This is a genomic window from Pseudomonas indica NBRC 103045, from assembly GCF_002091635.1.
GTDB classification, from domain to species: Bacteria; Pseudomonadota; Gammaproteobacteria; order Pseudomonadales; family Pseudomonadaceae; genus Pseudomonas_M; species Pseudomonas_M indica.
Map to the genome: position 1 here is coordinate 383,021 of NZ_BDAC01000002.1, position 26,274 is coordinate 409,294.

The 26,274-nt window shown below is 65.1% G+C and carries 27 protein-coding genes, 1 other RNA gene and 1 pseudogene; 4 read left to right on the top strand and 25 right to left on the bottom strand.

The window, feature by feature from the left end:
* Positions 1 to 56: 56 nt before the first annotated feature.
* The 7 genes from PIN01S_RS04300 to dnaX form a co-directional block, all read right to left on the bottom strand.
* A complete protein-coding gene (locus tag PIN01S_RS04300) occupies positions 57 to 1,061 on the bottom strand; it encodes an ArsJ-associated glyceraldehyde-3-phosphate dehydrogenase (RefSeq protein ID WP_084333888.1) in 1,005 nt (334 codons plus the stop codon).
* Between the two features lie 27 nt (positions 1,062 to 1,088).
* Positions 1,089 to 1,448, bottom strand: coding sequence for a metalloregulator ArsR/SmtB family transcription factor (locus PIN01S_RS04305; protein WP_084333889.1), 360 nt, complete (start codon positions 1,446 to 1,448; stop codon positions 1,089 to 1,091).
* Positions 1,449 to 1,541: 93 nt separating this feature from the next.
* Positions 1,542 to 2,690, bottom strand: coding sequence for an acyl-CoA dehydrogenase family protein (locus tag PIN01S_RS04310; protein WP_084333890.1), 1,149 nt, complete (start codon positions 2,688 to 2,690; stop codon positions 1,542 to 1,544).
* 92 nt (positions 2,691 to 2,782) lie between these two features.
* Positions 2,783 to 3,382, bottom strand: a complete 600-nt coding sequence (gene recR, locus PIN01S_RS04315) for a recombination mediator RecR (RefSeq protein ID WP_084333891.1) — start codon at positions 3,380 to 3,382, stop codon at positions 2,783 to 2,785.
* A 290-nt stretch (positions 3,383 to 3,672) separates the two neighbouring features.
* Positions 3,673 to 4,338: a type 1 glutamine amidotransferase domain-containing protein gene (locus tag PIN01S_RS04320; RefSeq protein WP_084333892.1), complete on the bottom strand. Its 666-nt coding sequence runs from the start codon at positions 4,336 to 4,338 to the stop codon at positions 3,673 to 3,675.
* Between the two features lie 157 nt (positions 4,339 to 4,495).
* Positions 4,496 to 4,822 (bottom strand): YbaB/EbfC family nucleoid-associated protein, encoded by a 327-nt coding sequence (locus PIN01S_RS04325; protein WP_084333893.1) that lies wholly within the window; start codon positions 4,820 to 4,822, stop codon positions 4,496 to 4,498.
* 27 nt (positions 4,823 to 4,849) lie between these two features.
* On the bottom strand, positions 4,850 to 6,991 hold the full coding sequence (gene dnaX / locus PIN01S_RS04330) for a DNA polymerase III subunit gamma/tau (protein WP_084333894.1): 2,142 nt from the start codon (positions 6,989 to 6,991) through the stop codon (positions 4,850 to 4,852).
* A 146-nt stretch (positions 6,992 to 7,137) separates the two neighbouring features.
* Here dnaX and PIN01S_RS04335 point away from each other — a divergent pair, with 146 nt between their 5' ends.
* Positions 7,138 to 7,869 (top strand): substrate-binding periplasmic protein, encoded by a 732-nt coding sequence (locus PIN01S_RS04335; RefSeq protein ID WP_084333895.1) that lies wholly within the window; start codon positions 7,138 to 7,140, stop codon positions 7,867 to 7,869.
* Positions 7,870 to 7,890: 21 nt separating this feature from the next.
* Here the strand turns inward: PIN01S_RS04335 and ffs are convergent.
* The 17 genes and pseudogenes from ffs to PIN01S_RS04415 all read right to left on the bottom strand — a co-directional run bounded on the left by ffs (position 7,891) and on the right by PIN01S_RS04415 (position 23,120).
* Positions 7,891 to 7,987: signal recognition particle sRNA small type (gene ffs, locus PIN01S_RS04340), an RNA gene on the bottom strand.
* 196 nt (positions 7,988 to 8,183) lie between these two features.
* Positions 8,184 to 8,963: a methyl-accepting chemotaxis protein gene (locus PIN01S_RS27550; protein WP_425287674.1), complete on the bottom strand. Its 780-nt coding sequence runs from the start codon at positions 8,961 to 8,963 to the stop codon at positions 8,184 to 8,186.
* A 78-nt stretch (positions 8,964 to 9,041) separates the two neighbouring features.
* Positions 9,042 to 9,818 (bottom strand): annotated as a pseudogene (locus tag PIN01S_RS27555) (HAMP domain-containing protein); the annotation flags it as partial.
* Positions 9,819 to 10,071: 253 nt separating this feature from the next.
* A complete protein-coding gene (locus tag PIN01S_RS04350) occupies positions 10,072 to 11,100 on the bottom strand; it encodes a tetratricopeptide repeat protein (RefSeq protein ID WP_084333897.1) in 1,029 nt (342 codons plus the stop codon).
* A gap of 1 nt (position 11,101) precedes the next feature.
* Positions 11,102 to 12,070 carry a type II secretion system F family protein gene (locus tag PIN01S_RS04355; protein ID WP_084333898.1) on the bottom strand — a complete coding sequence of 323 codons (969 nt, stop codon included), beginning with the start codon at positions 12,068 to 12,070 and terminating at the stop codon, positions 11,102 to 11,104.
* A gap of 186 nt (positions 12,071 to 12,256) precedes the next feature.
* The gene (locus PIN01S_RS04360; protein ID WP_084333899.1) at positions 12,257 to 13,243 is read right to left on the bottom strand and encodes a type II secretion system F family protein; all 987 of its coding nucleotides are present in this window, start codon (positions 13,241 to 13,243) and stop codon (positions 12,257 to 12,259) included.
* A gap of 2 nt (positions 13,244 to 13,245) precedes the next feature.
* The gene (locus tag PIN01S_RS04365; RefSeq protein WP_084333900.1) at positions 13,246 to 14,676 is read right to left on the bottom strand and encodes a TadA family conjugal transfer-associated ATPase; all 1,431 of its coding nucleotides are present in this window, start codon (positions 14,674 to 14,676) and stop codon (positions 13,246 to 13,248) included.
* A 3-nt stretch (positions 14,677 to 14,679) separates the two neighbouring features.
* On the bottom strand, positions 14,680 to 15,900 hold the full coding sequence (locus tag PIN01S_RS04370) for an AAA family ATPase (RefSeq protein ID WP_084333901.1): 1,221 nt from the start codon (positions 15,898 to 15,900) through the stop codon (positions 14,680 to 14,682).
* Positions 15,894 to 16,421, bottom strand: a complete 528-nt coding sequence (locus PIN01S_RS04375; RefSeq protein ID WP_084333902.1) for a TadE/TadG family type IV pilus assembly protein — start codon at positions 16,419 to 16,421, stop codon at positions 15,894 to 15,896. Before PIN01S_RS04375 ends, PIN01S_RS04370 begins: the two co-directional genes overlap by 7 nt.
* A complete protein-coding gene (locus tag PIN01S_RS04380) occupies positions 16,421 to 16,888 on the bottom strand; it encodes a TadE/TadG family type IV pilus assembly protein (RefSeq protein ID WP_084333903.1) in 468 nt (155 codons plus the stop codon). Before PIN01S_RS04380 ends, PIN01S_RS04375 begins: the two co-directional genes overlap by 1 nt.
* Positions 16,889 to 16,898: 10 nt before the next feature.
* A complete protein-coding gene (locus PIN01S_RS04385) occupies positions 16,899 to 18,245 on the bottom strand; it encodes a pilus assembly protein TadG-related protein (RefSeq protein WP_084333904.1) in 1,347 nt (448 codons plus the stop codon).
* Between the two features lie 10 nt (positions 18,246 to 18,255).
* Positions 18,256 to 18,525 carry a hypothetical protein gene (locus PIN01S_RS04390; protein WP_084333905.1) on the bottom strand — a complete coding sequence of 90 codons (270 nt, stop codon included), beginning with the start codon at positions 18,523 to 18,525 and terminating at the stop codon, positions 18,256 to 18,258.
* A gap of 171 nt (positions 18,526 to 18,696) precedes the next feature.
* Positions 18,697 to 20,163: a type II and III secretion system protein family protein gene (locus tag PIN01S_RS04395; RefSeq protein ID WP_084333906.1), complete on the bottom strand. Its 1,467-nt coding sequence runs from the start codon at positions 20,161 to 20,163 to the stop codon at positions 18,697 to 18,699.
* 60 nt (positions 20,164 to 20,223) lie between these two features.
* On the bottom strand, positions 20,224 to 21,036 hold the full coding sequence (gene cpaB, locus PIN01S_RS04400; protein ID WP_084333907.1) for a Flp pilus assembly protein CpaB: 813 nt from the start codon (positions 21,034 to 21,036) through the stop codon (positions 20,224 to 20,226).
* Positions 21,037 to 21,052: 16 nt separating this feature from the next.
* Positions 21,053 to 22,378, bottom strand: coding sequence for a DUF8689 domain-containing protein (locus PIN01S_RS04405; protein WP_084333908.1), 1,326 nt, complete (start codon positions 22,376 to 22,378; stop codon positions 21,053 to 21,055).
* 13 nt (positions 22,379 to 22,391) lie between these two features.
* Positions 22,392 to 22,907, bottom strand: a complete 516-nt coding sequence (locus tag PIN01S_RS04410; protein ID WP_084333909.1) for an A24 family peptidase — start codon at positions 22,905 to 22,907, stop codon at positions 22,392 to 22,394.
* An 18-nt stretch (positions 22,908 to 22,925) separates the two neighbouring features.
* Positions 22,926 to 23,120 (bottom strand): Flp family type IVb pilin, encoded by a 195-nt coding sequence (locus PIN01S_RS04415; RefSeq protein ID WP_084333910.1) that lies wholly within the window; start codon positions 23,118 to 23,120, stop codon positions 22,926 to 22,928.
* 468 nt (positions 23,121 to 23,588) lie between these two features.
* Between PIN01S_RS04415 and PIN01S_RS04420 the strand changes: the two genes are divergently transcribed.
* The 3 genes from PIN01S_RS04420 to PIN01S_RS04430 all read left to right on the top strand — a co-directional run bounded on the left by PIN01S_RS04420 (position 23,589) and on the right by PIN01S_RS04430 (position 25,483).
* Positions 23,589 to 24,458 (top strand): helix-turn-helix transcriptional regulator, encoded by an 870-nt coding sequence (locus PIN01S_RS04420; protein ID WP_084333911.1) that lies wholly within the window; start codon positions 23,589 to 23,591, stop codon positions 24,456 to 24,458.
* A 143-nt stretch (positions 24,459 to 24,601) separates the two neighbouring features.
* On the top strand, positions 24,602 to 25,087 hold the full coding sequence (locus tag PIN01S_RS04425; protein WP_084333912.1) for a hypothetical protein: 486 nt from the start codon (positions 24,602 to 24,604) through the stop codon (positions 25,085 to 25,087).
* Between the two features lie 117 nt (positions 25,088 to 25,204).
* The gene (locus PIN01S_RS04430; RefSeq protein WP_084333913.1) at positions 25,205 to 25,483 is read left to right on the top strand and encodes an HU family DNA-binding protein; all 279 of its coding nucleotides are present in this window, start codon (positions 25,205 to 25,207) and stop codon (positions 25,481 to 25,483) included.
* A 126-nt stretch (positions 25,484 to 25,609) separates the two neighbouring features.
* Here PIN01S_RS04430 and PIN01S_RS04435 read toward each other — a convergent pair whose 3' ends face one another.
* Positions 25,610 to 25,879: a DUF3077 domain-containing protein gene (locus tag PIN01S_RS04435; RefSeq protein ID WP_084333914.1), complete on the bottom strand. Its 270-nt coding sequence runs from the start codon at positions 25,877 to 25,879 to the stop codon at positions 25,610 to 25,612.
* Positions 25,880 to 26,274 lie beyond the last annotated feature (395 nt).

Sequence of the window (26,274 nt, forward strand, 5' to 3'; positions counted from 1 at the left end):
TTCATTCGCGATAAAACGTTCCGATCGCGAATGAAGGCTCGCCCCCAGGCAACGGCTCAGCCGGCACGCCCCACCAACCGCGCCAGCTCCACAGTGCGGTTGGCATAGCCCCATTCGTTGTCGTACCAGGCGTAGATTTTCACCTGCGTACCGTTCACCACCAGGGTCGACAGCGCATCGACAATCGACGAGCGCGGATCGGTCCGGTAGTCGATGGACACCAGTGGCCGCTCTTCGTAGCCGAGGATGCCGGCCAGCGGGCCTTCGGCAGCGGCCTTGAGCAGGCGGTTGACCTCCCCTGCCGTGGTCGCCCGTTCCACCTCGAACACGCAGTCGGTGAGCGAGGCGTTGGCCAGCGGCACGCGTACCGCATGGCCGTTCAGACGGCCGCGCAGCTCGGGGAAGATTTCGGCGATGGCGGTGGCCGAGCCGGTGGTGGTGGGGATCAGGCTCATGCCCGAGGCCCGCGCCCGGCGCAGGTCCTTGTGCGGCTGGTCGAGAATGCTCTGGGTATTGGTCAGGTCGTGGATGGTGGTGATCGAGCCGTGGCGAATGCCCAGGTTTTCATGAATCACCTTGACCACCGGCGCCAGGCAATTGGTGGTGCAGGAGGCGGCGGTGACGATGCGGTGCCGGGCCGGATCGAACAGGTGCTGGTTCACCCCCATGACCACATTGAGCGCGCCCTCCTCCTTCACCGGCGCGCTCACCACCACGCGCTTCACGCCCTGATCCAGATAGGCCTGGAGCACGGCGACGGTCTTCATCTTGCCGCTGGCCTCGATCACCAGATCGCAGCCGGACCAGTCGGTATCGGCAATCGCCTTGTTGGCGCTGACCGCGATGCGCTTGCCGTCGATCACTACGGCATCGCCTTCGGCACCCGCCTCGTACTGCCAGCGTCCATGCACCGAATCGAAGTTCAACAGGTGCGCGTGGGTCGCCGCATCGCCGGCCGGGTCGTTGATCCGCACGAACTCCAGCTCGGGCCAGCCCCAGGCCGCTCGCAGGGCCAGACGGCCGATACGGCCGAAGCCGTTGATGCCTACCTTGAGGGTCATGTGTGTCTCCAGAGAAGAAAGGGCAAGTCAGGGGCAGCAGGCGGCGGTCCGCGCCGGACGCTCGCCCATGCCGGCGAGGCGCCGGGCGTCGTCGTCGAGCCACGCCGTAGGCGCTTCGAGCACGGTGTGCAGGACGTCCCTCGCCCAGGCCGGCAGTTCCGGGTTCAGGCGGTAGTACACCCACTGGCCCTGGCGGCGGTCCGCCAGCAGGCCGCAGCTGCGCATTTGCGCGAGATGCCGGGAAATCTTCGGCTGGCTCTCGCCGAGGGCGCAGGTCAGCTCGCAGACACACAGCTCGCCCTCACGGGCGACCAACAGCGCGAGGCGAGTGCGCGTCTCGTCGGCAAGGCACTTGAAGAGGGAGGTAGGGGTAAGCGATTCGGCCATGACAGTCAGCGCTGAACATATGGGAAACCGAATATATGGATTCTCGCATATGAGGTAAAGCACTGATTGTCGAAACTGGCGGAGCCTGGAAGGTCAGAGCCCCATCTGCTTGGCAATGATCTCGTTCATGATTTCCCGCGAGCCGCCGCCGATGGAAAGGATGCGGTTGTCGCGGTAAAGCCGCTCCACCAGGCTTTCGCGCATGTAGCCCATGCCGCCGAGCATTTGCACCGCGTCGTAGGTCAGGCGGTCGGCGATGTCGGTGGCGAAGTTCTTGGCCATGGAGATTTCCTTGATCACGCTCTTGCCCGCCGCCATTTTCGCCGCCTGCCGGTAGGTGAACTCGCGGGAGACTTCCAACTGAGTGGCCATTTCCGCCAAGCGATGCTTGAGCACCTGGAACTTGCCGATCGGCCGGCCGAAGGCTTCGCGTTCGCGGGCCCACTTCAGCGACTCTTCCAGGGCGAGCTGCGCGGTCATGTTGGCCATGATCGCCAAGGCCAGCCGCTCGCTCTGGAAATTCGCCATGATGCAGGCGAACCCGGCATTTTCGACGCCGATCAGGTTTTCCGTCGGCACTCGGCAATCGTCGAAGAACAGCTCGGCCGTATCCGAGGCCCACCAACCCATCTTCTTCAGCTTGCGCCCCACGCTGAAACCCGGCGTCCCCTTCTCCACCAGCAACAGGCTGACCCCGCCGAAGCCTTCGCCGCCGGTGCGTACCGCCACCGTGTAGTAGTCGGCGCGCACGCCACTGGTGATGAAGGTCTTGCTGCCCGTCACCCGGTAATGCTCGCCGTCACGCACGGCGCGGGTCTTGAGATTGGCCACGTCGGAGCCACCGGAAGGTTCGGTTACCGCCAGGGCCATGATCTTCTCGCCGGCCAGCACCTGCGGCACGACGCGCTCACGCAACTCCGGCCGTGCCCACTTGAGCACCGGCGGCAGGCCGATATCCAGCGAACCGAGCCCCGCCACCAGCCCGCCCGAGCCACAGCGTATCAGCTCCTCGCTGGCCGCCACCTTGGCGAACAGATCACCCTCGTGGCTGCCGCCGTAGGCTTCGGGATAACCGATGCCGAGGATGCCCGCCGCGCCGGCCTTGCGGTACAGCTCGCGGGGAAACTCCTCCGCCTCTTCCCATTCATCGATATACGGCAGGATTTCCCGCTCGACGAAGCGGCGTACCGCATCGCGGACCAGTCGATGGGAGTCGTCGAAGTATTCCTGAAAAGCGGACATGGCTGCGCTCCTGGTAGGTGTCGACGACCATACCGAGCGCTTGCTTGGTTTTCAATCCGGCAATCGGGCCAGTTGCCGGGGCATTCGTGCCGTCAGAGATGGATCGGCTTACGCCCCGCCAGGGCATGAGCCAGGGTGCCACCGTCCACCAGGTCGAGTTCGCCACCCAGCGGTACGCCATGGGCGATGCGTGAAACGACCAACCCCTTGGGCATCAGCAACTGGGCAATGTAATGGGCGGTGGCCTCGCCTTCCACCGTGGGGTTGGTGGCCAGGATGACTTCGCTGAAACCGCCCTGGTCGATACGCGCCATCAGATCGGGAATGCCGATGGCTTCCGGCCCCAACCCATCCAGCGGCGAGAGATGGCCCTTGAGCACGAAGTAGCGGCCGCGGAAGCCGGTCTGCTCCACGGCGAACACGTCCATCGGCCCCTGCACGACGCAGAGCAGACTGTCATCGCGGCGCGGGTCGGCGCACTGCGGGCAGAGTTCATCCTCGCTCAGGGTGTGGCACTGCTTGCAGTGACCCACGCCTTCCATGGCCCGGGTCAGCGCCTGGGCCAGGCGCAGGCCGCCACTGCGGTCGCGCTCCAGCAGTTGCAAGGCCATGCGTTGCGCGGTTTTCTGCCCCACACCGGGAAGAATGCGCAAGGCGTCGATCAGTTGGCGAATCAGCGGGCTGAAGCTCATGGAAACGGACCGAATGTTCAGGAGACGCGGGTTATACCCGCGCCCCCGGCGAGCGTCAAATGGTCATCCGGACTACATCCGCCGCAGAGCCGGCCTCGCCGGGACAGCGGACCTTGTGTAGGAGCCAGCTCTGCTGGCGAAGCTCTTGATGGTCCCTTTCGCAAGCAAAGCCAACCCATAGGGGCGAATTTATTCGCCCAACCCACCCACGCCGGGCGAATGAATTCGCCCCTACGGGACCTTCATGTGGGAGCGAATTCATTCGCGATCAACCCAGCCCGGAACCATCTTCAGGACAACGCCTCCACCACCAACTGCGCAGTCTTGGCACTGGACGGCGGGTTCTGTCCGGTAATCAGGTTGCGGTCACGGATGGCGTAGGCCGAAAAATCCGGCGCTGTTTTCATGATCGCGCCCAACTCGCGCAGCGTGCTCTCCAGCAGGAACGGCACCGCTTTCTCCAGCCCCACCGCATGCTCCTCGCTGTCGGTGAAGGCGGTCATCTCGCGCCCTTCCACCAGCGGCAAATCATCGGCCCGCTTGGGGCCGACGAAGCCGGCCGGGCCGTGGCACACCGCCGCCCAGACCTTGCCTTGCGCATCGAACTCCGCCAGCAGGCGCCCCAGCTCCGGATGCCCCGGCAGATCGAACATCGTCCCGTGGCCACCCGGCAGGAAGATCGCATCGAAGTCGGCGGCCTTCAGGCGCGAGTCCAGCATGCCGGTGTGCCTCAACATTTCCGCCGCCTCGGTCCACTCGGGGTGGTCCTGAAGCTCGTCGCGGCTGCGCGGGTCGATGGGCGTCTCGCCGCCTTTCGGGCTGGCCACGGTGATGCGGTAGCCGGCCTCCTTGAACACGTGGTAAGGCACGGCGAACTCTTCCAACCAGAGGCCGGTGGCTTCGCCATTGGGCATGCGGTCGGCGCTGGTGACGACAATCAGGACATGGCGGGACATGGGGGTTCTCCTCGAAGATCGAAGCATCGGGTTTTAGAGAACATGCACCGCGAAAGATTCGCAGCCTGCCTGGCAACCATAGACCACCCGGTCTCGATGCCAGCGGCAAACGGCTGCCGGAAAGAAACAGCCCCGGCGAACGCCAGGGCTGGGAGGATCAGAACGGCATCTTGAAGCCGGGCGGAAGCTGCAGGCCGGCGGTCATGCCCGCCATCTTCTCCTGGCTGTTCTGCTCGATCTTGCGTACCGCGTCGTTCACCGCGGCGGCGATCAGGTCTTCGAGGATTTCCTTGTCTTCCTGCATCAGGCTGTCGTCCAGCGTGACGCGCTTGACGTCGTGGCGACCGTTCATCACCACGCTCACCAGGCCAGCACCGGATTGGCCGGTCACTTCGGCGTTGGCCAGCTCTTCCTGCATCTTCTGCATTTTTTCCTGCATCTGCTGGGCCTGCTTCATCAGGCCGGCCATGCCACCTTTCATCATGGGGATCACCTCGGGATATTCAGGGGTTCACACGCTTTCAACGGGTTCGATGGTGCCGTCGCGGATCACCGCGGCGAACTGCTGGATCATCTGCTGCACCAGCGGGTCGGACTGGATGGAAAGCTCGGCGGCCCGCTGGCGTTCGGCCCGCTTGCGCGCCGCCGCCTGGGCCGGGGTTTCCTGTTCCGGCCGGATCAGTTCGATTTCCAGCTTGATCGGACGCCCGTGGTACTGGTTCAAGGCGTCGTTCAAGCGGCGCTGCTGGTTGGCATTGAACAACGCGCTCTGTGCCGGATCCAGGTGCAGACGCCAGGTGTCGCCCTCGATCGCGACCAGGGTGCAGTTGGCGGCAATGCTCCCGGTCAGGCCGCCCAGGCCCAGGCGCGGGAACAGGTCCAGCCACTCCGCCGCCAGCCCGGTGGCCGGCTGTACCGCGGGCAAGGGCTCCGGCTCGGCCACGGCGCTGTCTTCGGCCGGATCGAGGGCATCCAGATAGGCATAGGCCTCGCTGTCCGTCTCGTAGTAATCGTCGGCCATCGGCGGCTCGTCATCGTCGTCCGCCTCCGGCGTGGGAGCCTCGGCGACCGGCGGTACATCCACGGACGCCGGAACATCCGCTATCGGCAGCTCGGCAGAGACCACAGGCTCGACGGCTTTTGGCTCGACCAGCGGGGCGCTCGGCGCTTCGGCCACGGCGGGCGCCGGAGTCTCTTCGACAGGCGCAGGAGCGATTTCCGGCGGGACCTCGCTGGCGGCAGCCTCTTCCCAGGGCAGGTCGATCTTCTCCGCTTCCGCCACCGCAGGCACGGGGGTCGACGACGACGGCACAGCAGGCGCCGCTTCGGCAACAGGCTGTGCGACCACCGCTTCCGGAGCCGCAGCGACCTGCGGTGCGCTGGGAGCCGGCGTCGGCGCGGGCTCGGGCATCACGCTGGCAGGTACTGCAGGCGGGACAGCAGGCACGGCAGCCGGCGCAACGACCGGCGCCGCAACGGCGGCGCCGGCCACGGGGTTCGAGCTGGAATCAGCTGTGGCCTTGCTGATTCCCAGGTCCTTTAGCGGCGATCTCGGTGCGCCATCCACATCCGCCGGCCGGAACGCCAGCATGCGCAGCAGCACCATTTCGAAGCCGCTGCGCGGGTCCGGCGCCAATGGCAGGTCGCGACGGCCGATCAGACCCATCTGGTAGTAGAACTGCACGTCTTCGGCCGGCAATGCCTGGGCCAGCGCCAGGACCCGCTCGCGGTCGCCTTGGCCGTTGTCCACCGCTTCCGGCAGTGCCTGGGCGATGGCCACCCGGTGCAGCACATTGAGGATTTCCGCCAGCACACCGTTCCAGTCCGGCCCCTGTTCGGCCAAGTGGCGCACGGCTTCCAGCAGGGCCCGGGCATCACCTTCGAGCAGGGCATGGAGCACACCATAGACCTGGCCATGATCGAGGCTGCCGAGCATGGCGCGCACGTCGGCGGCCAGCACCTTGCCTTCGCCGAAGGCAATGGCCTGGTCGGTCAGGCTCATGGCGTCGCGCATCGAACCGTCGGCGGCACGGCCGAGCAGCCAGAGGGCATCTTCTTCGAAAGGGACGTTCTCGGCGCCGAGCACGTGGGTCAGGTGCTCGACCACCCGCTCCGGCGGCATGTTCTTCAGGGAGAACTGCAGGCAACGCGACAGGATGGTCACCGGCAGCTTCTGCGGGTCGGTGGTGGCCAGCAGGAACTTGACGTGCGGCGGCGGCTCTTCGAGGGTCTTCAGCAGCGCGTTGAACGAGTGCGTGGACAGCATGTGCACTTCGTCGATCAGGTAGACCTTGTAGCGCCCGCGGCTCGGCGCGTATTGCACGTTGTCGAGCAGCTCGCGGGTGTCTTCCACCTTGGTGCGGCTGGCGGCGTCGACTTCGATCAGGTCGACGAAGCGGCCTTCGTCGATTTCCCGGCACACCGAACACTGCCCGCAGGGCGTCGAGCTGATGCCGGTCTCACAGTTGAGGCACTTGGCCAGGATACGCGCGATAGTGGTCTTGCCCACCCCGCGGGTACCGGTGAACAGATAGGCGTGATGCAGACGCTGGTTGTCCAGCGCGTTGATCAGGGCCTTGAGCACATGCGTCTGGCCGACCATTTCGCGGAACGAGCGCGGGCGCCATTTACGTGCAAGAACCTGATAACTCATGGGAATCCGTCGCGACAGTGAAGCAGAAACGCTAATGCTAGCGGAGCAGCCCGTAAATTGCACCCGATGGGCAGAGCGAGTCTGGCCAAGGTGTGCGGCGGGCGTCATTGTAATAGAAGAATGTAATCAGTCCCGCCGGGGTTTCCATGCGCCAAATCGCGCTGTTGTTGATGTTCTGTTCATGCGCTCTGTGCCAGGCCGCGCCGGAGCCGCTGCGTTTTTCGGTCATGGAAAGCTGGGCCATGCCCATGGCCAGCATCGATAACGGGCAACTGACCGGCGGCATCATGCGTGACCTGATGCTCGAACTGGCCGAGCGCGTCGGCCGGGAGGCGGAATTTCTGGTCATGCCTCGCATGCGCGTCCTCCTCGCCCAGCAGAATCGCGAATTCGACGTGCGCTGCTACGTGGCCCGCTCCTGGGTACCCGACGCAGACGATGGCTACGCCTGGAGCCCGCCCTACATGGAACAACGCGATCTGCTGGTCGCCCGCCAGGATACCCCGATGGAACTGAAGCCGAGCGACAGCCGGGCCCAGCTCATCGGCACCGTGCTGGGCTACAGCTATCCGAAGCTGCAGGCCTATTTCGACCAGGGCAGCCTGCTCCGCGACGATGCGCGCAGCCAGGACCTGGTCCTGCAGAAACTCCTCGCCCGCCGCTACGACCTGGCCGTCAGCAGCGACCTCGCCCTGGCCTGGTTCAACCTCCAGCACGAGAGCGACGATCGCCTGGTGGCCATCGACGTGCTCGAGCGCACGCCCCTCAGCTGCATGGTACGCAAGGCCGCGGACATACCGACGGAACGCATCCTGCAGGCGCTGGAGGAGATGAAAGCATCGGGAGAGATCGAAAGGATCGTGGCGCGCTATCGCTGACGCCCGGAAAACTGGAGGTGACCCCACCAGCCACACCCCGGCACACGATGTCACCGCTACGGCTGCTCCCTTCCGGGCCTGACCGGGTTCACGGCTGATCGTTGCGGGGGGACCGGCAGGGCCACCATAACGACGCTCGCTGAGCAGCGAGCGGGCGCCATTGTACCGGCTCAGAGAAAAGTTACAACCACCACAAGCACTTAGGTTCTTGCTTCAGGGCGATGCCGCATAGGCGTGAGCCAAGGGCGAACCCGCCAAGCGACGGAGTAGCGCGTTTTTACCCTCTCCCGTAAACGGGAGAGGGAACAGAAATCTCAGACGCGGAACCGCCCCACCAGTTGCGCCAGGCCATGGGATAGCTCGGACAGCCGCCGGCTGGCCTGGGAGCTTTGCTCCGAGGTGTGTGCCGCTTCGTTGGAGAGGTCGCGGATGTCGCTGATGTTGCGGGCGATCTCGTCGGTGACGCTGCTCTGCTCCTCGCAGGCGCTGGCGATCTGGGCAACCATCTCGTTGATCCGCTGTACCGAGTCTCCCGCGCTGGACAGCGCCTGATCCGCGCCCGCCGCCCGCTCGACGCTGCCGCGCGCCTGCTGGCTGCCCGAGTGCATGGCGCGCACGGCGTTCTGCACGCCCTGCTGCAAGCGCTCGATCATTTCCTGGATGTCCTTGGTCGATTCCTGGGTGCGCGCCGCCAGGGCCCGCACCTCGTCGGCCACCACGGCGAAGCCTCTGCCCTGCTCGCCGGCCCGTGCCGCTTCGATGGCGGCGTTGAGCGCCAGCAGGTTGGTCTGCTCGGCGATGCCCTTGATCACCGCCAGCACCGCGCCGATGTTGGCAGTCTCCTGCTCCAGCGCGCCGATGCTGCCCGAGGCCGTTTCCACCTCCCTGGCCAACTGGTGAATCGCCTGTATCGTCGCCCCAACCACCTGGGCGCCCTCGTGGGATTGCTCCTCGGCGGTCCGCGCCGCGTCGGCGGCCTGCTGGGCGTTGCGCGCGACCTCATGGACCGCTGCGCTCATCTCCGTGGCCGCAGCGCTGACCTGGTCCACCGCGGCGTGTTCGCTGCTGATCAACCGGTCGTTGGCCGCCGACATGCCGGCCAGGCTATCGGCGGACTGGGCCACTTCGCCGGTGACCCGCCCCACTTCGCGAATCAGCGGCTGCAACTTGTCGAGGAAACGGTTGAAGGCGATCCCGAGCTGGCCCAGCTCGTCCCGCGACGTCACTTCCAGCCGCACCCGCAGGTCGCCGTCGCCCTCGGCGATCTGTTCGATGCGGTGCAACAGGTTTTGCAGCGGGCGGGTCACCAGAACCGGGAAACCGACCACCAGTACCAGGCAGATCAGCAGCCCGACGACAATGGCAGCGCCCTGCTGCCAGGCGCGCGTCTCGCTCTCGGCGATGGCGGCGGTGCCCACGGTATTGGCCTCGCCGTCCTCCAGTTCGCCCAGTTTGTCGATGGCATCGCGCACCGCCTCGAACTGCCGCTCACTGTCGCCGAAACTCAGCACGGCAGCCGCCTGCGGATCACTGCCAGCCAGGCGGACGACCTGTTGGCTCAGGCCTTTCCAGCGCTCCAAGCCGCTATCGAACTGCATCACCCATTTCTGGGCTTCCTCGCTGGGACGCATGGCCGCGTATTTGTGTACGCGGTCGTAGGCCTGCTGGATGTTCTCCTGGTGAAATTTCTCCAACGCCTGTAACCGCTCGACGCCCGAGGGGTTCAGCAGGCTGCGCTCGGCAACGAAAGCCTGGTAGAGGTCCCGGTCGGCGTTCAACAACAGGCTGACTGCCGGGAGATAACGATGCGTGAGCTTGCCATTGGCGTCGGCCACCTGGCCGATCGCCTGCATGCCAAGTCCTCCGATCACCACCAGCAACAGCGCGATAAGCAGGATGGGCAAGGCGATTTTCCAGCGGAAACCCAGATCGGCGAAGGCTTTCAGCATGTCGGCAACCCTGGTGGCGATGTATGGGAAAGCGTAGACCAAGCGCCGGATGCGGGCGGAGCGGCATTACCTTCGCCAACCGGACTTCACCGTGTAGGAGCCAGCTCTGCTGGCGATGCTTTTGCGCCGTCCCGTTCGCGAGCAGAGCTCGCTCCTACAAAAACGGTTTGCACCCAAACGGGGCTGTAGGGGCGAATTCATTCGTCCGGCGCAGAAAGGAGCCCCGGCAACGAATTCGGGCCCCTGCCCTTGCTCACTGCTGCGCGATTGCCTCCGTCACGGGAGTCGGTGCCGTAACGACCGCTTCCGATATCGGCTGGGACATGCCGAGCTGGCGGATGCGGCGAATCTGCTGCAGCCGGTTCAGGTTCTGCCAGGCGGCCTCGTTGTGGGAGGGGGACTGCTCGATGGCGCTGCGGAAGAACTGCTCGGCCTCGTCCAGCTTGCCTTCGATCAGGCAGATGTAGCCGACGTCGTTGCTCGCCTCGGCGTCGCCCTCGACCTGCTGGAACGCCGACAGCGACTCCTCGTAGCGCTCCATCCGCGCCAGCAGCAGGCCATAGTTGCGCCACAGCGGTTTGTAGCGGCTGTCGTAGGCCACGCCGCGCCGGTAGGTCTGCTCCGCCTCCAGCCAACGCCCGCCGAGGTAATGGGAATAGCCCAGGCTGTTGAGGGTGAGCGCCGAGCGCGGGTCGATCTGCAAGGCCAGGCGGTAGTAACTCCCGGCCTTGTCGAAATCGCCATTCAGGTCCGCCAGGACACCAAGCCCGTTGTAGACCTTCAGCGGCGACTGGCTGTCCACCTTCAGCTCGCCCGCTCCGCCACCGAGGCGCTTCTGGTCGAGGGCGACGGCCTTGCCGAGCAGCTCCGCAGCCTTGCCCTGGTTGCGCCGGGACAGTTGCAGCAGACCCATCTCGGTCAGTGCCTCCAGGTTGTCCGGCGCGCTGTTCAGTACGTCGGCGAAGGCCAGCTCGGCCAACTGATCGTTGCCGCGCTCGCGGTGAATTCGCCCGACCCAGACCAGCGCCTCGTAACGCGTCGGGTCCAGTTCGATGGCGCGCAGGTACTGGTAGAGGGCCTGGTCCAGGTCGCCGCCGCGATAGGCCACGGTCGCCATGACCATGGCCTGGCCCGCCGAGGTGGCCTCCTTCTGCACCTGGTAGAGCACCGAGCGGCCACCGTCGTAGTAGCCGGAACGGCTGTTCCCGCCCGCATCCGGCCCCATGGTCTGACATCCCGACAACACGGCCACCGTGGCCAACAGCAGATTGACCTTGTTCATATCAAAGCTTCCCGAAGGTTCTGAGTATCCCGATGATCACGGGGCCGATGGCGACCAGGAAAAAGCTGGGCCACAAACAGAAAATCAGGGGAAAGACCAGCTTGGTGCCGATCTTTGCCGCCATTTCCTCGGCGGCCTGGGTACGCCGGTCGCGGAACTCCTCGGCGTAGATGCGCAGGGTGTCGGCCACGCTGGTGCCGAAGCGGATGCTCTGCGCCAGCAGGCTGACCAGCCCTTGCACATCCTCCAGGCCGGTGCGGTCGGCGAGGTGTTTGAGCGCCTCGGTGCTGGGGATACCGGCGCGGATTTCCACGTTCACCAGCGCCAGCTCCTCCGCCAGTTCCGGCTGGCTCACCGTCATTTCCTCCGCCACCCGCTCCATCGCCTGGGGCAGCGCCAATCCCGATTCGACGCAGACCACCATCAGGTCCAGCGCATCGGGGAAGGCCGCCCGCAGCCGGCCCATCCGTGCCTGCTTGCGCTTGTCCACGTAGATCGCCGGGAGCAGCCAGCCGACCGCCGCCGCCGAGCCGACCAGCAGCACACCCACCAGCAGCGACAGCTTGGGAATCAGCGGCAGACCGAGGAAGGCGACGCCGATCAGCAGCAGCGGCAGCAGCAGCCGCACGGCCCAGTAGACTTGCGGCGCCGACGGCGAGCGATAGCCGGCATGCGTGAGCAGGGTGCGGGTCGCCGAGACCTTGCCCTCCTCCGCCGAAGAGAAGCGCTGCCCCACCTGCTCCAGCATCAGTTGCAGGTTGCTCGGCGGCGGCTCGCCATGGGCCAGCTCGCCGTGCCCGCGTTTGAGCAGGCTCAGGCGCCGCTGCACCGGGTCCTGCAGCCCCTGGATCAACATGACCAGCGTGACGGCGGCCAGCAAGGCACTGAGCCCGATGGCGCCGACGAACAGCAGGCGCGCAGCCTGCTCGTTTCCGACTGCGTTATTGATCAGACCGAGCAGATAATCCATGACAGCTTCTCCTCTGCACTATCAGGCTGTTGAAAAACTACCTGCGTTGCCGATACGGCGTTAAAAACGACCTCGAATGCGAGCCCAGTCAAAATGCTCATTTACAGCACGTAAACTGCGCTTTTTCGGTCGTTTTTGCCTTGTCTCGGCTGCCTCGCCTACGTTTTTCAACGGCCTGCTATCGCACTACACCTGAATGCGGATGATCTTGCGAATCCACAGGATGCCCAGCAGCATGGCGCCGAACGCCGCCATGACCATCTTCTGTCCCAGCGGGTCCTTGATCAGCATGGGCAGGTACTCCGGCGAGGTCAGCACGATGGCCGCCGCCAGCACGAAGGGCACCGCCACCAGCACCCAGGCGGACATGCGCCCCTCGGCGGACAGCGTCTTGACCTTGCGCTGGAAGCGGAAGCGGCCTCGGATCAGGCTGCTCAGCCGCTCCAGCACCTCGGTGAGGTTGCCGCCGGTGTCTCGGTGGATGAGGATCGAGGTCACCAGCATCATCACCGTCATGCTCGGCATGCGCTCCAGCAGGCCGAGCATCGCCCGGCGCACGTCGTTGCCGTAGTTGATGTCGGCGAAGGTCAGGCCGAACTCGTGGGCTACCGGGCCTTTGTGTTCCTCGGCCACCAGGCGCAGGGTCTCGTTGAACGGGTGGCCGGCACGCAGCGCGCGGCAGATGGCATCCAGTGCGTCCGGCAAGCCCTCTTCGAAGGCCATGAAGCGCTTGGCGCGGTCGCGGGCGATCTTCACCAGCGGCAACCAGAACACCAGCGCCGCCACCGGCAAGGCGACCCACCAGACCTTGAACACCAGCCAGGCCAGCAGGCCGGCGCCACAGCCCAGCACCAACCCCAGCATCAGTACCCGATAGGCGCGGTACTCATGGCCGGCCTGCTCGATCGTCTGCGCGAGGTTTTCCATCCAGGGCAACTGTTCCAGCGCCGCCTCCAGCGGCGACAGGCGCTTGAGGTACTTCTGCCGCAGCACCGTCTGCATGTTCGGCAGGTTGCTGGCCTTCTCCAGCACGTGCAGGCGGCTGCGGATACGCTTGCGCACCCGCCCCGCCTCGCCGAATACCGGTACTACCAGCCCCTGGCTGAGCAGGAACACCGCAGTGAAGACCATGGCGAGAAAGGCGATGATCAGTTCTGTCGGAATCTGGCTCATGGCTACACGGCCTCCATCCACTCGGGGCGGAACAGGTTCAGCGGCAACTCGATGCCGCGCTTGGCCAGTTCCTCGCGGAAGCCGGGGACCATGCCGGTCGGCCGGTAGTCGCCGAGGACTTCGCCTTTTTCACCGATGCCGCGCCGTTCGAAGGCGAAGATTTCGGTCATGGTGATGATGTCGCCTTCCATGCCGTTGATTTCCTGCACGCTCACCAGCCGCCGCTTGCCGTCTTCCTGGCGTTCGAGCTGCACCACCACGTCGATGGCCGAGGCGATCTGCTGGCGCAGGGCCTTGATCGGGAAGGTCGCACCGGTCATGGAGACCATGTTCTCGATCCGCCCCAGGGCATCGCGCGGGGTGTTGGCGTGGATGGTGGTGAGCGAGCCGTCATGGCCGGTGTTCATCGCGGTGAGCATGTCCAGCGCCTCGGCGCCGCGCACCTCGCCGATGACGATGCGGTCCGGGCGCATCCGCAGGCTGTTGCGCACCAGCTCGCGCTGGTTCACCTCGCCGCGCCCCTCGATGTTCGATGGGCGGGTTTCCAGGCGCACCACATGCGGCTGCTGCAATTGCAGTTCGGCGGAGTCCTCGATGGTGACGATCCGCTCGTTGTGCGGGATGAAGCTGGACAGCACGTTGAGCATGGTTGTCTTGCCGGTCCCGGTGCCGCCGGACACCAGCACGTTCAGGCGTCCGCGCACGATGGCCTTGAGCATCAGGGCGATGCCCGGCGTCAGGGTGCCCATCTCGACCAGGCTGTCGCTGCTCAAGAGGTCCACCGCGAAACGGCGGATCGACATGCTCGGCCCGTCGATGGCCAGTGGCGGGATGATCGCGTTGACCCGCGAACCGTCCTTCAGCCGCGCATCCACCAGCGGCGACGATTCGTCGATGCGCCGTCCCAGGCTGGAGACGATGCGGTCGATGATGTTCAGCAGGTGCTGGTCGTCGCGGAAGCGCACGTCGGTCTTCTGCAATTTGCCGAAGCGTTCGACGTACACCGAGGCGTATCCGTTGACCAGGATGTCCGACACGCTGCGGTCGGCCAGCAGCGGCTCCAGCGGCCCGAGGCCGAGCACTTCGTCGGTGATCTGCTTGATGATCAGCTGCCGGCTCGAGGCGCTCACCGGGGCCGAATGATCGTCCAGCAGGCGCTGGCAGATGTCGCGGATCTGCCGCGCCGCGTCGGCCGGCTCCAGGGAATCCAGCAGCGACAGGTCCATGACCTTGAGCAGTTGCTGGTAGATCCGCTCGCGCCACTCCGCCTCCACCGGGCTGAGCTGGGTGCGGGTTTCATAGGTTTCGGTCGGGGCGCACTGCTCCCAGGCCAGACCTTCCTCGAACGTGGCGGCCTTGCCATCCGCCTCGTCCCCTCTGCTTCCACTCTTGGCCGGCTGCTGGCGCAATCGGCTGCGAAAATCACTGAACATGGCTCACTCCCCGAAAAAGCGGCTGAACGCACGCTTGAATAGGCTCTGCCCCGCATCGGCCTGATGCCCGGCCAGCTCCTTGCTCAATTCGCGCAATGCCTGGGTGATCGGTGCCCGCGGCGCATGGATATCCAGCGGCACCCCGGCGTTCTGGCTTTCGCTGACCACGGCGAAGTCGTTCGGCAGCTTCTGCAATTCGGTGCAACGCAGAGCTTCGCCGATGTCCCGCAGGCTGATCGGCGAGCCCTTGTCGTAACGGTTCACCACCACTTGCAGGCGGCCGCCCTGGACGCCCAGCTCGTCGCGCAGGATGCGCACCAGCCGGCCGGCATCCTTGAGATGGCTGATGCTCTGCTGGACCAGGACGTAGATCCGGTCGGCCTGTTCCAGCACCGTCCCGGTCAGGTGATCGATCTGCCGCGGCAGGTCCACCACGGTCCACTCGTAGTTGTCCTTGGCCAGCCGCAACAGGGCTTCGAGCTGCTCGGCCTGCACGTCCTGCGGCAGGCACAGTTCGTCCAGGCGACCGCCGAGGATGTGCAACGTCGGGCTGAAATGGCTGCAGAAACCCCGCAGCGCCACCCCGTCCATGTCGTCGATCTGCTGCAGCACCTCCACGTGGCTGTGGTTCGGATGCACGTCCAGGTAATGCGAGACGCTGCCGAATTGCAGGTCCAGATCGAGGAGCAGCGTGCTGCCGACCTTGGCACTCAGTTGCTGGGCCAGGTTGCAGGCCAGCAGAGTGGCGCCGGAGCCGCCCTTGGCATTCATCACCGCCACCAGTTGCCCGGTCGCACCACCGCCCGAGCGGCTTTCCGACACCATGCGGCCGAGGGCCTTCAGCAACTCCTCGGCAGCCACCGGCTCGGGCAGGAAATCGCGCGCACCGGCCTGCATCGCCAGGCGCATCCCCTCGCGCTCGTCCAGGGGACCGCAGACCAGCAGCGGCGGCCGTTCGTGGGCGGGGCGCTGCAACAGTGCATCCAGTTCCTCGCGCCACAGGTGGCTGACCCGCAGTAGCAGCAGGTCGGGCATCTGCTCCAGCCCATAGAGCGGGTCGGTATGGCCGTTGGTGACCAGACGGGTGTTCACCCGCAGACTGGGGATACGCTGGCTGAGCCCCTGCAAATGGCGCAGGGCGCCGGCGTCGCGGCTGCTGATCAACAGGCTCAGGCCCTGCTTGCGGGCAGCGGTGGCAATGGATGCCTCTCTCGACTTCAACATGGCGTGACCCCTACGGAAGGATCGACATTCGATGGTTGATCGTATGGCTGCGCGCCATCGGCATGGCCGCCCAGGCTTTCGCGGGGCACGATCGATTGGAATACGGGCAGGGTCAGGACCCCGGTGAACCCCGGAACCAGGAAGTTGAAGGTGAAGTTCTCGATCCGCAGGCGCACATAGCGGATGTTCTGGAACCCACCGGAAGCCGAGGCCGGGCTGCCCACCGGGTTGCCGGACTCGTCCAGGTAGCTGAGGTTCAGGTCGGCGGTGTCCAGGTTGCCGACCAGCACGCTCTGCCCGGCATCGTCGGCCGAGTTGAAGATCGCCCGGCGCAGGATCACCGGGTCCTGGATGTCGCACACCGCCGCCAGCCGCGCGCCGCGCCGGGCGGCCTCGCTGAGGGTATTGACGGTGAAGTACAGCCGGCCGAACTCCAATACTCCGAACAGCAAGGTGAACAGGAGCAGGCCGATGATGGCGAACTCCACCACATAGACGCCACGCATGCCCCGGGGATTCATCACAGCGCCCTCATGACGGTGGTGGCGATCAGCGGGATGTTCAGGGTAATCGCATCACCGACGAACGCCGGGATGCTGTTGCCGATCACCGGCTGGAACACGTAGCTGATGCTGACCTGCACATGGGTGGTCCCCACGGCGCCGACCTGTACGTTCGTGACGCTCAGGCCCGGCACTACCTCGTTACCCGGTTGCGCCACCGGCACCCCGTAGACGGCGATATTGCGCGTCTCGGTCTGCAAGGCTGGTGTGATCGCCACCTGCCCGAGGGTGCCGTTCCAGGCCTTGCCGGCGAGGTAGCGCACCGCGTCGCGGTTGGATTGCAGCAAGGTGTTGTAGTGGTAAAGCATGCGGCCGAACTCAGCCACGGCGAACAACAGGAGCAGCAGCAAGGGCAAGGCGACGGCGAACTCCACCATGGCCACCCCCTGCTGGTCCTTGCGCCGCCTGAATGCAACAGTGGCCATCGCACACCTCCTAGGAGTCGGTGCTGGGGGTCGAGGGGGTGATGTAAGTCTTGTAGAGCTGGATGATCACCGGGCCGACGTCGTTGGCCGGTGTCGGCCCCGCCACCCCGTCGCCCTCGCACTCCTTGATGAACTGGCCGAACACCTGTGCCTCGGAGCCCTGCTGGCGGACGGTCTGCAACAGGAAGAAGCAGCCGAAGTCCAGCACCGGCACGTCCACCTGCCCGCCCGACTCGCCAGTGCAGTTGCCGATCACGATGTTCAGCATGCGGCGCTCGTGGGCGCCCTGGCAGGTGCCGGACGCCGCGCAGGCGGCGCTGTCGGCAAGCCAGTCGTTGAGATCGTAGAGCGGCGCTCCGCCGGCGCTGAGGTCGCCGCCGTTGGAAACCACCGGTTGGCCCTGGTACTCCACCTGCGAGGTCGTGCCGTTGTATGTCATGCGCGGCTGGCTGAACTGGGTGACCCAATCAGGCGGGTAATCGGTGGGGTTCATGCCAGGGCCGGTGTATTCCCCGAAACGGGTATTCAGCCCCTGAGCCACCGGCCCCACGGTATTGCCGGGCTCGGTTCCCACTTCGTCGCCGACCACGTTGCATTTCTCGATGCCGCCAGCCAGCGCGGTACGCAGGTCGTTGGCACCGGTAGCGCCATCCAGGCGCAGCAGTTGGAAGTTGCCGGGCCCGATGACGGAAGCGTTGCCCGCCGCGCTCTTGAGCACCTCCAGGTCACCGAAGCCGTAACCCCAGTAGGAGGTGCCGCCGTTTTCCGCCGGGTCGTCGTTAGGGTTGCCGCAGACCATGATCGGCTCGATCTTGCAGGGCGCCGCCGACGGGCTCGGCCCCGCCGTCGCGATGGCCGCCACGGCCTTGTCGCCCAACTGGCCGCCGCCGAACACCTGGGCGAAGTTCCAGAAGAAGCCGGCCAGCGGGTAATCCGGCACCGACACCCGCACGTAGCGCGAGTCTGCCGGCCCCGGATAGGAGAACGGGCCATACACGCTGGCGGCGAACTCCACCACCGCCATGTTCCCGGCCCCACCGGCGGCGGCCAGCGCCTGGGCCAGCTCGCCATTGCCGTTGGCGTCGGCATTCAGCGTCAGGGTGGCCAGGGCGGCGTCCCGCGACAGGCTCGATGCGTTGCCCGACCCCGCCAACTGCTGCAGGGTCTTGGCCCCGCTGAGCGCGGCAGCGTCCACCGCATTCTGCAGGCGGGTCTTGTTCAGCAGCATGTGCCCGCCATCCAGCGCCAGTGCCGACATCAGCAGGATCGACGCCAGCGCGATGACGATCAGCACCATCACCGCACCCCGCTGGCGCCGTGGCGCCGGGCCGAAGGGTCGCTGCATCCGGGTGCTCATGGCCGCGCCCTCAATCGCCGATGTTGATCTGGATCGGCTGGCCGACCTGCGCGGCGTTGCCGGTCACACCGCGATAGCCGTCCATCACCTTCTCGGTGAGCGGACCGTCGGTGCCGGTAGGCGCTACCTCGGTGCCGGGGCTGGCCGCCACATCCTTGTTGGCGATCTGCTGGTAATGGGTCTGGTAGACGCTGTAGCCCAGCGTGCCCACCCGGGCCTCGTCGTAGGTCATGCAGCCGGCCAGGCCGAGCAGCAGGAAGAGAGGAATCAAGGCTTTCATCGCACATACCTCACTGGGGATGACCGGACGGCGTACCGCCCTTGTGCTGCCGTTCAAGTCCCGCACCCTTCCGGGAGAGTGTCCTTGCCAGAGATCGCCACCGGGGCGTGTGCCGACCCCTCGCGCCTTCCACCTTTGCCCCGGAAGGGAGCGGGAAACCCATTGCCACGCCTAGTCGAGGTCGTGACCGAAATTGCCGCCGGAGACGCCCAGGCTCACCGGCACCTGGCGTGCCGGGCCTTCGCCCTTGGTCTTGCCGAGCAGGTAGAAATCCATGTCGCCCGGCTCCACGATCTTCTCGGTGGGCAGGCGCACCGTCCTGGCATCGATGGGCTTGGCCAGATGCGGCGTCACCAGGATTACCAGCTCGGTCTCGCCGTTGATGAACTCCTGGCTGCGGAACAGATGGCCGAGCACCGGCACGTCGCCCAGGCCGGGGAAGCGGCTCACGAAGTCGCGGGTGTTCTCGCTGATCAGGCCGGCGATGGCGATGGTCTGGCCGTTGCTCAGCTCCACGGTGGACTGCGCGCTGCGCTTGGTCAGCGCCGGCACCAGCAGGGAGGCCTCGACCGCATCGCCGGTGCTCACCACCAGGCTGTTGGCCGACACCAGTTCGCTGACCGACACGTTCAGATTGAGGTTGATGCGGTCCTGGTCGAGCACCACCGGGAGGAATTTCACCCCGACGCCGAACTCCTTGAACTCGATGGTGATGCCATCGTCGTCCGAGACCGGGATCGGGAACTCGCCGCCGGAGATGAACTCGGCCTGCTGCCCGGTCAGGGTGGTCAGGGTCGGCTCCGCCAGGACCTTGGCCGAGCCGTTTTCCTTGGCCGCTTCGAGCACCGCGTCGAACAGGAAGCTGCCCGAGGAAAAGCGCGCCAGGAAGCCCTTGTCGCTGCTCAGCAACGTCTCGGCCAGGGACGCGCTGTCATTGAAACCGCCCAGGTCCCAGTTACCCGACTTGCCGATGGCGAGGAAGCGCACGCCGAGCCGCTTGACCAGGCTGCGCTGCATCTCCGCCACCTTCACTTCCAGCATCACCTGCTGGCTGCCGCCGATGGTCAGCAGGTTGACCACGTCCAGCGACTGGGTCGGCACGGCTTCGGCGGCCTCCCCCTTGCCCTGCACGATGCTCTGGCTCTGGGCGGCGTAGGTCTTGGCCAGCTTCACCGCCGAATCCATCGCCGCCGCACTGCTCACCTGACCACGCAGGACCAGCGCGCCCTGGGCGCTGTAGACGGAGATGTTCTCGTCGGGCATCAGTTCGTGCAGCTTGGTCTTCAGGCTTCCCAGGTCATGCACCACCTCCAGGTCCAGGCTGTCGATCAGCCGGTTGTTGCCATCCCAGAGCAGCACGTTGGTGCTGCCCAGGGAACGGCCGAGCAGATAGAGCTGGGTCGGGCTGGTGATCAGGATGTCGGCGATCTCCGGGTTGCCGACCGAGATCTTCTTCACCGGTGCCCGAGTGGTCAGCACCCGCGACTTGTAGATCGGCACCTGGATGTTGCTCACGTTGGCCGCCGGCATCGCATTGACCGCGGGCATCGGCTGGGCTGCCTGCACCGAGGCGACCAGCAGCAGGCCGGCAGCCATCGCAGACAGCGCGCACGACCAAAGTTTGCGGATGATGTCCATGTCCTGTTCCTCTTTATATTGAGGCGGGTTGTTCGAAGCCGGCAGGCACCGGCACTGCTCTTACAACTGGGCCTTGGCCGTTTCCACGGCGGTACCACGGATGACGGTGATGCCACCGGGGCCACTGCTGCGGCGCACGGCCGGCTTGGGCGCAACGATCGGGGCCGGGGCTGGCGGTGCGGCCATCGCCACCGGCTCCACGGGCAAGGGCTTCTTCTGATTGTCCAGGGGGTTGCGCAGGGCCAGTTGCAACTGGCCCTCGGTCTTCGCCTTGACCAGCTTTTCCGCCTCTTCGGGGGTCATCTCCAGGGTCACCGCGCGCACCACCACCGGCTGGGTCTTGTCGGTGCTGGCGGTCTGGTCCACGGCCAGTACGCGCAGGTCTTCGAGGATGGTTTCGGACTTGGCGGTGTTGCCGGCGCCGTCGGTCTTCTTGGTCGCCAACACATCGACGCGGTTGCCCGGCAGCAGGAAGCCGCCGACCCCGACCACGTCGTCCACCCGCACCGTCACCGCGCGCTTGTCCTTCTCGATCAGCGAGGCCAGGGTGCTGCCGCCAAGGTGCTCGGCCAGCCGCGCGGCACGCAGGATGTCGCCGCGCAGCATGCCGAAGGTGGCGATCTTGCCGACGGTCTTGTCCACGCTGTCGAAGGCATCGTCCGGCACCGTGCCCTTGGGCATCCGCACCAGGCTCACATGCTGGGCCTCGACCATTTGCCCGAAAGGGATTTCCACCGTCGCCACCACGACGCTCTGCAGGTTGTCGTCCGGCCCGGCAGCGAGTCGGGCACTCAGCCAGTTGTTGGCCATCCAGGCCGCGCCCAGCCCGAGGGCCAGCGAGAGTCCGATCAACATCAGCGTGCGCGCGTTCATCACGGTGTCTCCCAGTTCAATTGGCGTTCAGGCTGACGAAGTAATTGCGCCAGGCCCAGGCCAGGGTTTTCGGTGAAGGGCCTTCGGCGTCGTCCAGCCCCAGGTAGCGCTGGCGGTCCATGGCCATGCCCAGCAGGTCGCGCGGATGACAGGGCGCCAGAGGCCGCTGTTCTCCGTGGTGAAGGCGCTCGATGGCGTACTCGACCAGGGCGGGGTCGAAGGGAATGCCCAGCTTTTCGCACTCCTGCTGCCAGATGCGCTGGTACTCGTCCGGGCGCAGGTAGCCGAAGTGCAGCTTGTACCCAATGCGCCGGAGGAAGGCCTCGTCGGCCAGCTCCAGCGGATTCAGGTTGGTGGAGAACACCAGGATCAGGTCGAACGGCAGCTCGCAGTGCCGCCCACCGCCCAGGTTGAGGTAGTCCTTCTTCTCTTCCATGGGCACGATCCAGCGGTTGAACAGGTCAACCGGCGCCACCCGCTGCCGCCCCAGGTCATCGATGATGAAGATGCCGTTGCTCGCCTTCAGTTGCAGCGGCGCCTGGTACTGGCGGGCGTAGGGATCGAATCGGATGTCCAGCATGTCCAGGGTCAGCTCGCCGCCGGTGATGACGATGGGCCGCCGGCAGCACACCAGGCGCCGGTCGATGCCTTCGTCCAGGCGCAGGCTGCGCGGCTCGCCGGACGGCAGCGGCTTGTGCACCTGGGGGTCGAAAATCTCGATCACCGCCTCGTTGATGGCGATGGCGTGGGGAATCCATACCGCCTCGTGGAACAGCTTGATCAGGCGCTGACTGATGTAGGTCTTGCCGGTCCCGGCGGGGCCGTAGATCATCATCGCCCGTCCGGAATTCATCGCCGGACCGAGTTCGTCCAGCAGTTCCTCGCGCAGCACCACGCCGTCGAACGCATCGCGCATGGCCTGGGCATCCACCCGGCTTTGATGCACGCTCTGGGCGCTCAGCAGCTCCCGGTAGCGTTCCACCGGGAACGGCGCCGGGCCGATATAGCCGCTGCGCAGCAAGGCATCCTTGGCGGCGCTGCGGCCACGGTCGGTCAGGCCATAGCGCAGGCCCTGCCCGCCGCTCTGGCCAAGCACCTCGATGCGGCCATCCTTACGCAGGAAGGCCAGCAGCTCGTCCAGCACCGAACCGGTCAGCGCCAGGCGCTCCACCAGCCGCTGCATGTCCAGCACGCCGGCGTCGTGCAGGTGCTTGCAGATCAGATCGCCAAGCAGGTTGTCGGCCAGGCCGGTCTCGGCGACTGTCCTTGGTTGGGGGGCCAGACGTGCGATGCCGGTGCCACCTGCTGCCGGGCTCGCCTGTCGAACGCTTGCAATCTGCATGTCGGCCTCCCGCTCAGCTGAAATTCATCCAGTACACGCTGCCCAGGGTGCCGAGCAGAACCGCGACGGAATAAGGGAAAGGTTTGCCGGCCACCTCGTGGCTGGCCGGCGCCAGGTAGGCCCTGGCCTTGAACATCAGCCCGTAGCGCGCCAGGGTCAGCGGCAACTGACCGCGGAACAGCACGATCAAGAAGCCGCAAACCCCGCCGGCGATCAGGCTGAACGCCGCTGCCCAGAGCGCGTCCCAGGGGCTGAGGAACGCGCCCGCCATGGCCATCAGCTTCACATCGCCGGCGGCCATGCCGCCCAGGGCATACAACGGCAGGAAAACGGCAAAGCCCACTGCCATGCCCTGGAAGGCGTTGCCCAGCCCCGACCACCCCGCCACATAGGCCTGGCTGACGAAGCCAAGGGCCAGGCCCAACAGGATCAGCAGGTTGGGGATGCGGTGGCGGAGGAGATCAAAGACCACTGCGATACCCAGTAGCCCGAAGAGCGGGATCGCGGTGATCAGCAGCTCGGTGGTCATGACAGAGCCCTACCTGGGTCAGCAAGCGACGTTGCCGTTGACTGCCTGGCACAGAGCGTTGATGGTCGCACCAACTTCTGTCCCCAACGCTATGAATGCAGCGGCCACCGCCACCGTGATCAACCCCCCCGCCACCGCGTACTCGACAATGGTCAGGCCGTCTTCGTCTTTGATGAACTTCAGTACTGAAGTCTTCACTGCTTGAAAGATCATTTCGCTCACCTCGTTCGCTTGGTTTTATCGACCCGGCGACGCATTACCGCCCCGCCTGATCTCTACGCTAGTTATCCAATCGAAAGAGGGGTTAGGAACTTTTTGCAGAACTCAGGGACTTTTTTGCGGGCGCGTAGAGTCGCGCAAAATGACAGCCGCTCAAGCGGATACGAGCGCAGAAAACCATTCGCCGGAAAATTGACGAGCATTAGAGAGACAACTTTCCTGCGTACCGAAGAGAGGCTTTTCCATTCAATGTTTATTCTCAACATCAAATGAAATAGAAATTCTCACGGGCTCATGGAACTTTTTTCGTCAACAGGAATCACGACCGGACCCCTACAAACCTTGCGGGCTCTGCTTAATCCACAATGATCTAATGCTTATGAACATCGGTTCTTTGTATCGATGTCACTTTGCCTTCTATGTAAGTAATTCCTAACAGTCGAAATCGGACCTGTTACAGCCATGAACTCCCGTACGGCAGTACCACAATTGCTGTGGTTCGACCTGACTCATGACCGTTCGGCGCAGGATTTCATTCCACTGTTTGCCGATGTCTGCCAGATCGATCTGGCTCGCGACCTGAGCGTGGCCGGTATCGATACCCGCCGGCGCCCCGACATGATCTGCATGCACTACGACCGCCCCGATTCGCTGGGGCTCGGTCTGCTGCTGGAGCTCAAGAACGCCATCCCCTCCATCCCGATCACCATGCTGACCCAGCAGCACTCGGAAGAACTCGCGGTCTGGGCGTTCCGCTCGGGTACCTGGGACTATCTGGTACTGCCGCTGACCGACCCGGAATGCGCCCGCTACCTCAGCGCACTCCAGGAACTGTGCAAATTGCGCCGGGAACCCAGGGAGGACAGGAAGAACCACCTGCCCCGCACTCACCACCTGCCGGAAAGCGTCCGCCTCACGCCGGACTTCCACAAACAGCAGTCCCTGCAGAAAGCCGTCCGCTACATCGAGCAGCACTACACCGAGCAGATTGACGGCAAGACGATGGCCCAGCTCTGCGGCATGACGCCGTTCCGCTTCAGCCGGCTGTTCAAGCAGACCCATGGCATCGGCTTCGTCGAATTCGTCCTGCAGAAGCGCATGGAGCGCGCCAAGGACCTGCTCTGCAACAGCCAGATGCCGGTCACCAGCATCGCCTATACGGTCGGTTTCAAGGACCCGTCCTACTTCGCCCGCGCCTTCAAGCAGTATTTCGAGTGCAGTCCCAGCGACTTTCGCCGCGATGGCCCACCGAAGCGGCAGGTGGCCCAGGCCAATACACTCCAGGCCGCCCAGAAGAGCCATGACCTACGTGACGCCGTGCCAGGATTTTGATCGCCTGCGCGCTCCACTCAAATTGGTCTCTCGGCTTTAGAACCGGCTCACAAATGCCAAGCCTTGTCACATTCCGACGCTAGGCAACACCTCGGCAAGCCGGTAGCGTCTGCCGCTCCTGAGTCCTCGGGAGCCCCGGAACCATGTCGCCCAGAAAAGCCGTCCCCCTCGCCCTCATCACCACCAGCGTGTTCAGCACGCCCGTCCCGGACGCCAGCGCCAAGGACATCGACGCCGATCGGATCATGCAAAGCGTCGAACGGGTGCTGGAGGAAAACCGCATCTACGCCACGTGCCTGTCCATGGACAAGAATTCGCTCGACTTCGTCCGCAGCAACTGGCGGCGCATGGTCGGCGAAACACGGGACCTGCTGCGCAAGGCCAACTTCGATACCAGCTTCCTCACCCTCTTCGAACTCAAGGTGCGCGCCGCCAACCTGCTCGACCAGAACCTGTCGCTGCACCAGGCCATGGCGATCTGCCACGCCAACGAGGCGATGATCAGCCGTTTCTACGAATTCGGCTTCAGCAACCTGCGCCAGGAAGTGGAAAAAGCCATGACAGGTGACAACGTGCCGATTCCCAGCACATATAACGAGGCGCGCGCCCCTGCCGCAGCCTATCCTTGAGCGTTCTGTGCTAGCGTGCTGCACGCCCGCATTCGCGTCCCGCAGCGGCACACCGAATCGATGCACAAGCGCAGCCGGACGGTTGCGCTCATTCAAAACCTAATGGAGTAAAAACCCATGGCAATTACCAAAGACCAACTGATCAGCGACATCGCCGAAGCCACCGACGCCCCCAAGGCCAGCGTACGTGCCGTGCTGGAGCAGCTCAGCGAAATCGTCAGCGACGCCCTGGAAAATGGTGACGAGCTGACCCTGCCGGGCATCGGCAAGCTGAAAGTCAGCGAACGCCCGGCCCGCACCGGCCGCAACCCGCAGACCGGCGCCGCCATCGAGATCGCCGCCAAGAAAGTCGTCAAATTCGTCCCGGCCAAGGCCCTGACCGACGCCATCAACTAAGCGCCAACGCGCTCCGGGGGCGAGTCGCTCGCCCCCACCGACGCAGGGCGAATAAATTCGCCTCTACACCGGGGCTCTCGTAGGAGCCAGCTCTGCTGGCGAAAAGCGTCGCGAGCAAGCGCGCTGCTATAACGCCTTAGGACCTGCGTCGCTTTCCAGACAAGCCTGCATCGCCGCCCTGGCCATTTCGATCAGGTAACCGCAGGCATAGCCCAGTTGTTCGCTGCCCGTGCTGGTGGCCTGCACCGCCAGCTCTTCGGCGGCATCCAGCAGCAGGCAAGCGCACTCCAGGGCCGCATGGGCCGGCACGTCGGGCTGGACATTGAACAGGTGGTGAGCGCCGTCGTTACAGCGGTGAAACGCGACGGGCTGGGTGTGAACGCATTCAGAACGCATGGTGAAGCTCCTTCGTCAGATGAGAGAGCTGCCACCCTTCACGGCCAAATGAAATGGGAGGCAACTGTGCGCAGGTTGGCCGACCGGGGACAAAGGAACCCGGCACACCCGAAGGTGTCCCGCGCACAGCTGCCATGACACGACATTGCGGACACAAAAAAAGCGCCTGCAATGAAGTTGGGGCGCTGTGCGCCTTCGTCTATCCGACCGGCCAAGGTCAAGTCGCGGATTACCGCGACGGCGGCACTATAGGCGCTTCGCGGAAAGGCTGGCAAGTCGGGAATCGCGACGCAGAGCGTCGCAGGCTGCATTCCCACGCAAAGCGTGGGAACGATCGTTCGACACCGGTAGCGCCTCGTAGGGGCCAGCTCTGCTGGCGAAGCGCTGGCAGGGCC

Excerpts from the sequence above, each read along its gene's own strand:
- dnaX (WP_084333894.1), bottom strand. The coding sequence starts at position 6,991 with ATGAGTTATCAGGTTCTTGCACGTAAATGGCGCCCGCGCTCGTTCCGC.
- PIN01S_RS04370 (WP_084333901.1), bottom strand. The coding sequence starts at position 15,900 with ATGTTGAAGTCGAGAGAGGCATCCATTGCCACCGCTGCCCGCAAGCAG.
- PIN01S_RS04375 (WP_084333902.1), bottom strand. The coding sequence starts at position 16,421 with ATGAATCCCCGGGGCATGCGTGGCGTCTATGTGGTGGAGTTCGCCATC.
- PIN01S_RS04385 (WP_084333904.1), bottom strand. The coding sequence starts at position 18,245 with ATGAGCACCCGGATGCAGCGACCCTTCGGCCCGGCGCCACGGCGCCAG.
- PIN01S_RS04355 (WP_084333898.1), bottom strand. The coding sequence starts at position 12,070 with ATGGATTATCTGCTCGGTCTGATCAATAACGCAGTCGGAAACGAGCAG.
- PIN01S_RS04395 (WP_084333906.1), bottom strand. The coding sequence starts at position 20,163 with ATGGACATCATCCGCAAACTTTGGTCGTGCGCGCTGTCTGCGATGGCT.
- PIN01S_RS04430 (WP_084333913.1), top strand. The coding sequence starts at position 25,205 with ATGGCAATTACCAAAGACCAACTGATCAGCGACATCGCCGAAGCCACC.
- PIN01S_RS27550 (WP_425287674.1), bottom strand. The coding sequence starts at position 8,963 with ATGTCGGCGGCCAACGACCGGTTGATCAGCAGCGAACACGCCGCGGTG.
- PIN01S_RS04410 (WP_084333909.1), bottom strand. The coding sequence starts at position 22,907 with ATGACCACCGAGCTGCTGATCACCGCGATCCCGCTCTTCGGGCTACTG.
- PIN01S_RS04380 (WP_084333903.1), bottom strand. The coding sequence starts at position 16,888 with ATGGCCACTGTTGCATTCAGGCGGCGCAAGGACCAGCAGGGGGTGGCC.
- PIN01S_RS04300 (WP_084333888.1), bottom strand. The coding sequence starts at position 1,061 with ATGACCCTCAAGGTAGGCATCAACGGCTTCGGCCGTATCGGCCGTCTG.
- PIN01S_RS04335 (WP_084333895.1), top strand. The coding sequence starts at position 7,138 with ATGCGCCAAATCGCGCTGTTGTTGATGTTCTGTTCATGCGCTCTGTGC.
- PIN01S_RS04360 (WP_084333899.1), bottom strand. The coding sequence starts at position 13,243 with ATGAGCCAGATTCCGACAGAACTGATCATCGCCTTTCTCGCCATGGTC.
- PIN01S_RS04310 (WP_084333890.1), bottom strand. The coding sequence starts at position 2,690 with ATGTCCGCTTTTCAGGAATACTTCGACGACTCCCATCGACTGGTCCGC.
- PIN01S_RS04320 (WP_084333892.1), bottom strand. The coding sequence starts at position 4,338 with ATGTCCCGCCATGTCCTGATTGTCGTCACCAGCGCCGACCGCATGCCC.
- cpaB (WP_084333907.1), bottom strand. The coding sequence starts at position 21,036 with ATGAACGCGCGCACGCTGATGTTGATCGGACTCTCGCTGGCCCTCGGG.
- PIN01S_RS04425 (WP_084333912.1), top strand. The coding sequence starts at position 24,602 with ATGTCGCCCAGAAAAGCCGTCCCCCTCGCCCTCATCACCACCAGCGTG.
- PIN01S_RS04420 (WP_084333911.1), top strand. The coding sequence starts at position 23,589 with ATGAACTCCCGTACGGCAGTACCACAATTGCTGTGGTTCGACCTGACT.
- PIN01S_RS04415 (WP_084333910.1), bottom strand. The coding sequence starts at position 23,120 with ATGATCTTTCAAGCAGTGAAGACTTCAGTACTGAAGTTCATCAAAGAC.
- PIN01S_RS04305 (WP_084333889.1), bottom strand. The coding sequence starts at position 1,448 with ATGGCCGAATCGCTTACCCCTACCTCCCTCTTCAAGTGCCTTGCCGAC.
- PIN01S_RS04390 (WP_084333905.1), bottom strand. The coding sequence starts at position 18,525 with ATGAAAGCCTTGATTCCTCTCTTCCTGCTGCTCGGCCTGGCCGGCTGC.
- recR (WP_084333891.1), bottom strand. The coding sequence starts at position 3,382 with ATGAGCTTCAGCCCGCTGATTCGCCAACTGATCGACGCCTTGCGCATT.
- PIN01S_RS04405 (WP_084333908.1), bottom strand. The coding sequence starts at position 22,378 with ATGCAGATTGCAAGCGTTCGACAGGCGAGCCCGGCAGCAGGTGGCACC.
- PIN01S_RS04365 (WP_084333900.1), bottom strand. The coding sequence starts at position 14,676 with ATGTTCAGTGATTTTCGCAGCCGATTGCGCCAGCAGCCGGCCAAGAGT.
- PIN01S_RS04325 (WP_084333893.1), bottom strand. The coding sequence starts at position 4,822 with ATGATGAAAGGTGGCATGGCCGGCCTGATGAAGCAGGCCCAGCAGATG.
- PIN01S_RS04435 (WP_084333914.1), bottom strand. The coding sequence starts at position 25,879 with ATGCGTTCTGAATGCGTTCACACCCAGCCCGTCGCGTTTCACCGCTGT.
- PIN01S_RS04350 (WP_084333897.1), bottom strand. The coding sequence starts at position 11,100 with ATGAACAAGGTCAATCTGCTGTTGGCCACGGTGGCCGTGTTGTCGGGA.